The following is an 8,879-nucleotide window of genomic DNA, read 5'->3' as shown; positions in this document are numbered from 1 at the left end:
AACAGGCCGATGCATCGCTGTATCAGGCCAAAGAGAGGGGCCGCAACCGGGTGGTGTGCAGCTTTGATTCGGATGGCACCGAAATGTCCGAAGCCAGGAAGCACATGACGGGAACAACGCTGAAGGGCTGATGTGCTTTTCCCATCAGTATTGATTTCAGTGGTGTTGTCTGTGACATCAGAAGCGCCACCATCGGTGAGCTCGTCCGGCTGCTTTGTTCCTCAATCAGTAAGTGCTGTCTGCTCGCGGAAGGCCTGCTCCGAACTTTGGAGAAAAATTTCCTGGATAGCATCCTGATCCAGGCCTGTAAATCGGATGTTGGGCCAGTCATGTTGCTCGACGGCGATGGCGCAGCCCAATGCCTCCCCGCAAACACCTTCATGTCTCAGAATCGCCTGACTGATGGGTTTTGCCAGGGGCAGTTGCAGGATGAGCTCTTTCAGTGGGCGATCCATGAGCAGTTCCAGTATGGATAGCAGTCCTGTGGCAAAGGCCATTTCCGCCTGCTCCGGGTCTGCGGTTGCTACCAGTGCCTTGCACATGTGGCTGCGCACCAGCGCGGTGCGAAGAATCTCCAGTGGTTTGTCCCTGACCCCGGCCATGGCGGCCAGCACGGACCAGGCACGCAATCTCTCCAAACCCAGATAGATTATCGCCTGACGAATCGAGGCGATACGGCAGTGCAGGCCGACGGCTGCCGAATTCAGATAGCGCAGAATCTTGAAACTGAGGCCAGGGTCATGGCTGATCAGTTCGACCAGTTCTTCCGTGGAAACGTTTTTATCGCTGAGCCGGGTGAGCAGCCTGAGGGTAACGGCTTGGTTTTCCGTTATCCGCCTGCCGTGTACTATCTGGGGGCGGGAGAAATAATAGCCCTGGAAATAATCGAATCCCATGTCATGCAGGGCCTGGTATTCTGCCTGTGTCTCCACCTTTTCAGCCAGCAGCCGGACGCCGTATTTGCGTAAGCGGTAGACCTTCCGGGGCAGCTGTGCCAGGTCGACGGCGGGTATCTCCACCTTGATGATCTGCACCAGCGGCAGTAGCTGATCCCATTTCTCTTCAAATTCGAAGTCATCCAGTGCCAGCAGGTAGCCTTGGCCGGCAAGCTGGGCTATGTTTTCCACCAGCTGGTGGTCGGTTTCTATATCTTCCAGTACCTCCAGAACCACCTGTTCCCGTTCGAAAGGTATCGGAGGCAGCTCGGTGAAAAAATCACGGGTAAGATTGATGAAGGCCCGCCGTTGTCCAACGATGCGTTCCAGTCCCATCTCCATGAAAGCATTGAGAATGACGCGAGCCGATGCTTCGGTTCCATTCATCCCCGGTGCACTGAGCGTATTTCCTTCTCGATACAGCAGTTCGTATCCGTAGACCCGCAGTCTGCGGTCATAAATTGCCTGCCGGCCGATGAATATCTGCTTCACTCCAATTCCGTGCTGTGATGGACCTGAATGGTTCATCGGCCTGTTCAGTAAAAACTTCAGGAGAATCCGCTTCAATGCGGATCAATCAGTGCATTCTTGGCAGCAAACCCGGTTTCTTCCCTCATGTTTGGCTTCGTAGAGGCTTGTGTCGGCGCAACGCAGTAAATCCGCCAGTTCCTGGGCTGACGTTCCTTGCGTCACCCCGATGCTCACGGTTGTCCTGATTCCCGACCGGATATTGGTCCAGTCTTCCTGCGCCACGATTTTTCTCAATGCTTCACAATGCATGCAGGCGCCGGAAAGTTCGGTGTCAGGAAAGTACAGCAGAAACTCCTCACCGCCATAGCGGGCAACCAGATCTGATTCGCGGGTGTTGCTTTCGAGAAGCTGTGCAATGCGTTGCAGTACCCTGTCTCCGGTGTCATGAAGGTATTGATCGTTGATTTGCTTGAAATGATCGATGTCCAGCATGGCGATGGAAAATGGCCGTTGTTGCCGCTTGCTGTGTGCGATCTCTTTTTGCAGGTACTCGTTGGCATAGCGCCGGTTGAAAAGGCCGGTGAGATGGTCGCGTATGGCCTGTTTTCTGAGTTCTTCACTTTTTACTTCGAGCTCCCGGGTGCGCTCCTCTACCAGCCCCTCGAGGTTCTGGCGGATAAGTGCATATTGTCTCTGTACCAGCATCCCGAGTACGAGAACCAGCATAAACAGGCCGAACAGCGCCAGATCCTGCTGTGTATACATCAGGGCAACCAGCAGGCCGATGATACCCGACAGGAGTTCGATGCCGGTTGCGTAAACGGAAAAGTTCCCCCTGAAATCCGTACCCCGGACGATGGACATGCCGGCGATGAGCATCTCGTTGATGACCTGCATTACCAGTAATGTGGCGAAAAGCGGAACAAGCAACTGCGTGGACAGCGCTTCCGCAGGAACCCTGCCGCCAAGACAGATGTAAGTGTATCCGCCCGCAAGACTCATGATGCTCATCATGCCGGAATTCACCAGGACGGCGTTGAGAGTGTTGCGCAGAGGCACACCCCTGAAAAGCCGAAATCAGGCGAAGGTGAACGATGCCAGGCCATTGATGATTGCGCCATAAAAGGGGCCAAACAGCAGCAGGTTGGAAATTTGTCCGACGCGGTCCATGGAAACGTAGCCGAAGGATTTGTTGGTATAGCCGGCGGTGATCGTGTACAGGGAAAACAGATAGAAGAAGATCGCTGATCCCATGTCGGGTGGCGTCAAGCTGACGTCATTTCGCAAGGCGACAGCAAGCAGCAGACCAGCAGCCAGCAAAAATAGCAGGCTGCTGTAGATGAACATCTTCAGCCAGTTATCTCCGGTTGCCGGATTGCCGTTGGTTTTTTTCTGTACTTTCTTTTTCACTTGGGCAGGGGTATCAACAATAGCGGGATCGGCAAAGATGGAGAAGCGGCCGGTGCCTGGGGTTGCTTTGCAACTATTCGTGAAAACTGCGGGCGAGAGAGGGCATTTCTCCCAGCGTACCCATCGCATTGCGGATCAGCAGGTTTTTTACCGGCAACAACCGTTCCGTCACACCCATGCCCAGATTGCGGATGATTTTCAGGGGTGGCAGATCGTTGCTGAAGACCCGTTTGAACACATCCATCGACCCCTGCATGGCGATATTTTCACCTTTGCGCGCGCGTTCGTAGCGGCGCAGGGTATGGAGCGAACCCAGCGGATGACCCTTGCCACGGGCACGGACCAGCACGTCGGTCAGTTCGGCCATGTCCAGCAGGCCCAGGTTCACGCCCTGTCCGGCAAGGGGGTGGATGACATGCGCAGCGTCACCTACCAGCGCCAGACCGGGTTTGATGTATTGCTTTGCGTGTTGCAGGCGCAGGGGGAAGGCGCCGCGCTCGCCCTGCAGTTCCAGTCTTCCCAGACGTTCTTCGCTGGCGCGCGTCAGTGCTTCATCGAAATCGCCTGCTGGCATTTCGGTCAGTTCCTGTGCCTGTTCGGGGGTGGTGGACCAGACGATGGAAAACAGGTCGTCGTCCATGGGCAGCAGGGCCAGGGGACCATGGGTCATGAAACGCTGCCAGCAGGTGGCCTGGTTGCCTTTTTCGGCCCGCACGGTACAGACCACGGCAGTCTGGTCATAGCCCCAGCCACCGGTGGATATGCCGGCCAGTTCCCGCAGTGAGGAGCGTGCGCCGTCGGCGGCCACCACGAGGGAAGCGCTCAACTGCGTGCCGTTGTTGAGCACTACGCGGGGAGCATTTTCATTGAGGTCCAGCCCGCTGATGGATGCGGGGCAATGAATGTCGATGTTGTCCAGAGCGTGCAGTCGCTCCCACAGGGCGATCTGGATGATGCGGTTTTCGATGATATGCCCCAGGTCGGGCTCGCCGATGTCTGCGGCATGAAAATGGATTTTTGCGCCGCTGCTTTCCCACACACACATCTGTTCATAGGGTGTGACCCGCCGCCGAACCATGCCCGGCCATGCCTTGAGATGGCTGAAAATATTCTGGGAAGCGCGGCTGATGGCTGAAACCCGGATATCGTGGCTGTCCTGTGGCCAGTCCTCGGTGGGTTCCCGGCGTTCCAGCAGTGCGATGCTGAAGTCCTGTTCCGCCAGGGCGCAGGCGAGGGCGGCGCCTACCATGCCACCTCCGGCGATGATGATGTCTGTGTGCGATGCGGTGTTGCTCACAGTGGCAGCCCCCGCGACAGTCTGGGCAGCCGTCCCTGCAGGCCCATGGCTGCTCTGGCAATAACGTGACGGGCAGGAGCAAGCCCTTCCAGCGCCAGTACCCCCATGTTGCGTGCCAGCCTGAGTGGCAATATGTCGTTGCTGAAGCTGCGAACCAGGGTATCGGTGAGCTGGACGACTTTCTGCTGATCTTTCCTGCGCCAGTCCTGGTAGCGCTGCAGCACCGCGATGTCGCCGGGATTTTCACCGGATTGAATGCCCTGCAGCACCACTTCCGCCAGGGCGGCTACGTCCCGGATACCCAGGTTGAAGCCCTGTCCGGCAACGGGATGCAGGGTATGGGCGGCATTGCCGATCACCACGGCGCGGTATTTGACAGTGTCGGGAACATACAGCTGGGACAGGGGATAGCTGTTGCGCTTACCGGCGCGCAGAAAGCGGCCCAGTCGCCAGCCGAACTGGCGTTGCACGCGGGCGAGAAAAGCTGCGTCATCCAGTGACAGCATTTCCCCCACCATGTCGTCTTTTACCGTCCACACCAGTGCGCAGCGTTGTTCGGTCATGGGCAGCAGTGCCATGGGGCCGTTGCGGGTGAAGCGTTCGTAGGCAGTGTTTTTGTGGGGGCGGCCCGGCGTAATATTTGCGGTGATGGCGCTCTGGCCATATTCCCGGCGCTTCACATCGAAACACAGTTGCTGGCGAACGAAGGAATTGCCACCGTCCGCGGCCACCAGCAGGCGGCTGCTCAGGGTCTTTCCGTCAAGGCCGATATGGGCCAGATCGTCCTCGATGTTCACCCATTGCACCCGTCCGGGCGCGATGATATGAATATCGTCCAGTTTGTTCAGACGGTTCAGCAGGGCGGTGCCCAGGTTCCTGGCGGTGATGACCTGTCCCAGTGCGGCGACCTGTTCTTCTCCGGCATCCAGATGTGTAAAGCCGAAACCGCCCTGCTCGGAAACGTGGATGTGATGGATGGGTTCGGCGCTGCCGGCCATGTCCTTCCAGACGTTCAGGGCAGAGAAAATACGCTGAGAGCCCTGGGCCAGGGCAATGCCACGGTCATCATAATTGGGTACGTCATCCACCTTGAGCGGAGCTGCTTCGACCAGGGCAATGCGCAAATCATGGCCCGAAAGGGCGATGGCCAGACTGGCACCCGCCATGCCACCACCCACGATGATGATGTCGTATGCCTGTTTCATGTCTTCATGATCGCTTCGATGTCGGTGATGGTCTTGGGCGCATCGGCAGACAGCACTTCATGGCCGGTCTTGGTGACCAGAATATCATCTTCGATGCGAATGCCGATTCCCTGCCACTTTTTGGCCACGCCTTTGCTGCCCAGCGGGATGTACAGACCGGGTTCGATGGTGAGCACCATGCCGGGCTCCAGCTGTCGCCAGTGTCCGTCGATCTTGTAATCCCCCACGTCGTGGACGTCCATGCCCAGCCAGTGCCCCGTGCCGTGCATGAAGAAGCGCTTGTACTTCTCTTCCCGGATGAGCCGCGCCAGCTGGCCCTTGAGCAGTCCCAGCCTGACCAGTCCGCGGGTGAGAGTGCGCACTGCTGCCTTGTGTGGTGCATTGTAGGCGTTGCCTGGCTTTACCTGCCTTATGGCGGCAAGCTGGGCATCCAGCACCAGCTGATACAGTTGTGCCTGGGGCTTGCTGAAGGTCCCGCCTACCGGAAAGGTACGGGTGATGTCAGAAGCGTAGTAGTCCAGCTCGCATCCTGCATCGATGAGCACCAGGTCTTTGCTTTCCAGCTTGTCTGTATTGTCCACGTAATGCAGCACAGTGGCATTGTTGCCACCGCCCACGATAGGGGAATAGGCCTGCTGGCGTGCGCCACGCCTGCTGCATTCGTGCAGGAAAGCGGCTTCGAGCTGATATTCTTTCATGCCGGGTTTGCATTCGCGCATGAGCCGCTTGTGGGCGGCAGCGGATACCTTGGCGGCCTTGCGCATTACAGCGATTTCCGAGCGTGACTTGTACAGTCGCATGTCATGGAGATAGTGATCGAGTGCGATGAATTCCTGGGGTGTATGCACGCCGCAGCGTGCCTTGCCGCGGATCTGGCTGATCCAGCTGGACATGTTTTTGTCGAGTTCAGGGTCGCAGCCCATGGCGTAGTAAACGCGCTCGCACTGTTCCAGCATACGCGGCAGGATCTCGTTGAGATCGACAACGGGAAAGGAATCGTCCGCAGCATATTCAGCCACCGCGCCTTCCTGTCCGGCGATGGGTCCGTCCCAGCGTTCCTTTTCCTCGTCTTTCTCCCGGCAAAACAGGATGTATTCTCCCTGTTTGCGTCCCGGTATGAGCACGGCAACGGCTTCGGGCTCTTCGAAACCGGTCAGGTAATAGAAATCGCTGTCCGGGCGATAGGGGTAGGTCACATCGTTGTTGCGCTGTTTGATGCCGGCTGCCGGCAATATGGCGATACTGTCCTTGCCCATCATGCGCATCAGCTGGCGGCGCCGGCGCCTGAATTCATTCTGCGTCATTACTGCCTGCCTCATGCCAGATCAGTGAAGTGGCGACCCACAGGTATTCTTCCAGTTGCATGAGCGCCTCTTCGGCTTCCTGCAGTTCACCGAAATCCTCCACGTTCATCCTCGAGATTTCGCTGAAGTCCTGCAGGGCTTCTCCGGCATCACTGTTGAGCAACTGCTGTTCCTGCTCACCCGCCAGACCGAAACCAAACAGAAAGCCCTGGCTCCAGTCGCGTATGGCTGCGGCCCTTTCCGCGACAGACGCATCCTCTTCGGGCAGCATCAGCCGCAGGGGGATGGTGCCGCTGTGAAGCTCTTCCGCGGTGAACAGCAGCAGGTTTTCAATGTCTGCCGCGCAATGCTGCACCTGAGGATCTTCCGGATCTGTTTCTTCCATCAGCACCTGGCGCCAGTTGGCGGCGCGGCCACACAGCATGCCAGCCAGAATGCCGTGGATTTCAGCGGCGGTATAATCGAGTCCGGCGGCTTCGATTTGATCCGCCAGATGCCTGTATTCGGGAGTGAAATCATTCATGCGTAAATGTTACCAGATTGCCAAACTGAATGAGGCGCCCTTGACCCTCGGGGTGATGCAAACTATATTCCTACTACTATGAGGAAGCAGTCTGAACAAAACAGTTCGCAACAGGCTTTCGACATACTTGAGGAACAGATCAAGGCGTTGATAGAGACCTGTGCGTATCTCAAGGAAGAAAACCGCCTTCTGCGCACCCAGCAGGAGCGGTTGCAGGAGGAGCGTGCGGCGCTCATGGAAAAGAACCAGACTGCCCGCAGCCGTGTAGGGGCAATCATCACACGGCTCAAATCCCTCGAGGCGAATACGTGAGCAAGCCTGGAAAGACGGTCGCCGTCAGTATCATGGACAAGGAATACCGCGTGGCCTGTGAGCCGGGTGAGGAAGATGCACTGCTGGCTTCCGCGCTGAATCTGGATGAGCGTATGCGCGCCATTCGCCAGACGGGCAAGATTATCGGTACCGAACGCATCGCGGTAATGGTGGCGCTGAATATGGCTCATGAACTCCTGAATCTCAGTAACAGCAGTAACGAAGTGGACGCTTCTCTCGAACGGAGGATGCGCAATCTGCAGGATCAGGTTGAAGTTGCGCTGCATCAATTTAATCAACTGGAACTTTAGCGGCAATCGGAGTAGCCTTTGAGTTGAAGGCATCCTCTGCAGTGTTCGTGAACTGGCTTAGTAAACCCTTGAGCCTTAGTACATTAGACAGGGAGTCAGGATTACTGTAGCGGTGTGCATGTCCGCCCTGAGCGGAAAGCCTGAACTGCAGCCGAGATTCCCACTTGAACCTGCCGGTTCAAGGTCACAAACCAGGAACGGCACAGGCGGAGGATGTCTTCCCTTCCTCGCATATCATGAACTCTTCCCTGGATATCAGAAAGAAAATGCGCAATAGGCGCAGGCATCTCAGCGAAGCCTGTCGTGCGCAAGCCGCCGTACATGCGGCCAGAAAAGCGGCTTCCCTGCGGCGCTTCATTGCTGCTCAACGTATTGCCTTTTATCTGGCGGCTGATGGCGAACTCGACCCTTTACCCTTGCTTGAACTTGCCTGTGCCATGGGTAAGCGCTGTTATCTGCCGGTGTTGCATCCGGTAGGGCACAGACGACTGTGGTTTGCGGCATGGAAACCTGGTGATGACTTGCGGCCGAATTGTTACAACATACCAGAGCCTGTCTGGACACAGTCTTCACTCATCAAGCCCTGGACACTGGACATCGTCATCACGCCTCTGGTGGCATTCGACAGTAAAGGCAATCGCATGGGTATGGGCGGTGGCTATTATGACCGCAGTTTTGCATGGCGCAGAAACAGGCGACACTGGACCGGCCCCCTATTGATCGGTTATGCCTATGAATTGCAGAAGACGAGGCGTATTCATACAAGATCATGGGATATTCCCATGGATGCGATAGTGACGGAAAACACGCTATACATGCGCTGAAATGATTTGTGCAAGTACAGGAAGAAGTTGCTTCCAACTGGTTTGGCAAGCGCATCAATTTCAGCTGACTTCACGCTGAGTGATATGTGTCACCTCCAATGTAAGAAGCCCTGAGCATCGCCTACATTGATGTTGGGTTGTTGGTTATTTGATCCAGGTCTGTTTAAGCAGGGTTAAGTAACGGTAAATGCTGGCATTTATTGAAGAGTTGTTTATACTCACAAACAGTGAGTGCATTTTTTTTGCAACTCGTGTATTGAACTGACTCGTGTATTGAACTGTTAATG

Annotated in this window: 10 protein-coding genes and 1 other RNA gene; 4 read left to right on the top strand and 7 right to left on the bottom strand. The window is 56.4% G+C overall.

Going from position 1 to position 8,879, the window contains the following annotated elements:
- Positions 1-221: 221 nt before the first annotated feature.
- From ACOCD2_RS07430 to ACOCD2_RS07400, 7 genes are all read right to left on the bottom strand, one after another.
- Positions 222-1,427 (bottom strand): EAL and HDOD domain-containing protein, encoded by a 1,206-nt coding sequence (locus tag ACOCD2_RS07430; protein ID WP_293643872.1) that lies wholly within the window; start codon positions 1,425-1,427, stop codon positions 222-224.
- 81 nt (positions 1,428-1,508) lie between these two features.
- On the bottom strand, positions 1,509-2,465 hold the full coding sequence (locus ACOCD2_RS07425) for a GGDEF domain-containing protein (RefSeq protein ID WP_293643870.1): 957 nt from the start codon (positions 2,463-2,465) through the stop codon (positions 1,509-1,511).
- An 18-nt stretch (positions 2,466-2,483) separates the two neighbouring features.
- The gene (locus tag ACOCD2_RS07420) at positions 2,484-2,945 is read right to left on the bottom strand and encodes a hypothetical protein (protein WP_293643868.1); all 462 of its coding nucleotides are present in this window, start codon (positions 2,943-2,945) and stop codon (positions 2,484-2,486) included.
- Complete coding sequence (locus tag ACOCD2_RS07415) at positions 2,890-4,113, bottom strand: UbiH/UbiF/VisC/COQ6 family ubiquinone biosynthesis hydroxylase (RefSeq protein ID WP_293643866.1); 1,224 nt, start codon at positions 4,111-4,113, stop codon at positions 2,890-2,892. The genes ACOCD2_RS07420 and ACOCD2_RS07415 overlap by 56 nt, the downstream gene beginning before the upstream one ends.
- Positions 4,110-5,318, bottom strand: coding sequence for a 2-octaprenyl-6-methoxyphenyl hydroxylase (gene ubiH / locus ACOCD2_RS07410; protein WP_293643864.1), 1,209 nt, complete (start codon positions 5,316-5,318; stop codon positions 4,110-4,112). The genes ACOCD2_RS07415 and ubiH overlap by 4 nt, the downstream gene beginning before the upstream one ends.
- Positions 5,315-6,622 (bottom strand): aminopeptidase P N-terminal domain-containing protein, encoded by a 1,308-nt coding sequence (locus tag ACOCD2_RS07405; RefSeq protein WP_293643862.1) that lies wholly within the window; start codon positions 6,620-6,622, stop codon positions 5,315-5,317. The genes ubiH and ACOCD2_RS07405 overlap by 4 nt, the downstream gene beginning before the upstream one ends.
- The gene (locus ACOCD2_RS07400) at positions 6,609-7,145 is read right to left on the bottom strand and encodes a UPF0149 family protein (protein ID WP_293643860.1); all 537 of its coding nucleotides are present in this window, start codon (positions 7,143-7,145) and stop codon (positions 6,609-6,611) included. The genes ACOCD2_RS07405 and ACOCD2_RS07400 overlap by 14 nt, the downstream gene beginning before the upstream one ends.
- A 78-nt stretch (positions 7,146-7,223) precedes the next feature.
- Between ACOCD2_RS07400 and ACOCD2_RS07395 the strand changes: the two genes are divergently transcribed.
- The 4 genes from ACOCD2_RS07395 to ACOCD2_RS07380 all read left to right on the top strand — a co-directional run bounded on the left by ACOCD2_RS07395 (position 7,224) and on the right by ACOCD2_RS07380 (position 8,592).
- Positions 7,224-7,457, top strand: coding sequence for a TIGR02449 family protein (locus tag ACOCD2_RS07395; protein WP_293643858.1), 234 nt, complete (start codon positions 7,224-7,226; stop codon positions 7,455-7,457).
- Positions 7,454-7,768, top strand: coding sequence for a cell division protein ZapA (locus ACOCD2_RS07390; protein WP_293643856.1), 315 nt, complete (start codon positions 7,454-7,456; stop codon positions 7,766-7,768). The genes ACOCD2_RS07395 and ACOCD2_RS07390 overlap by 4 nt, the downstream gene beginning before the upstream one ends.
- A 30-nt stretch (positions 7,769-7,798) precedes the next feature.
- Positions 7,799-7,985: non-coding RNA, 6S RNA (ssrS, locus tag ACOCD2_RS07385), on the top strand.
- 19 nt (positions 7,986-8,004) lie between these two features.
- Complete coding sequence (locus tag ACOCD2_RS07380; RefSeq protein ID WP_293643854.1) at positions 8,005-8,592, top strand: 5-formyltetrahydrofolate cyclo-ligase; 588 nt, start codon at positions 8,005-8,007, stop codon at positions 8,590-8,592.
- Positions 8,593-8,879 lie beyond the last annotated feature (287 nt).

Source organism: Thiolapillus sp., from assembly GCF_048562965.1.
Lineage (GTDB): Bacteria > Pseudomonadota > Gammaproteobacteria > Chromatiales > Chromatiaceae > Thiolapillus > Thiolapillus brandeum_A.
Note: the sequence above shows the minus strand (reverse complement) of the source record. Positions and strands in the feature narration are given on the sequence as shown.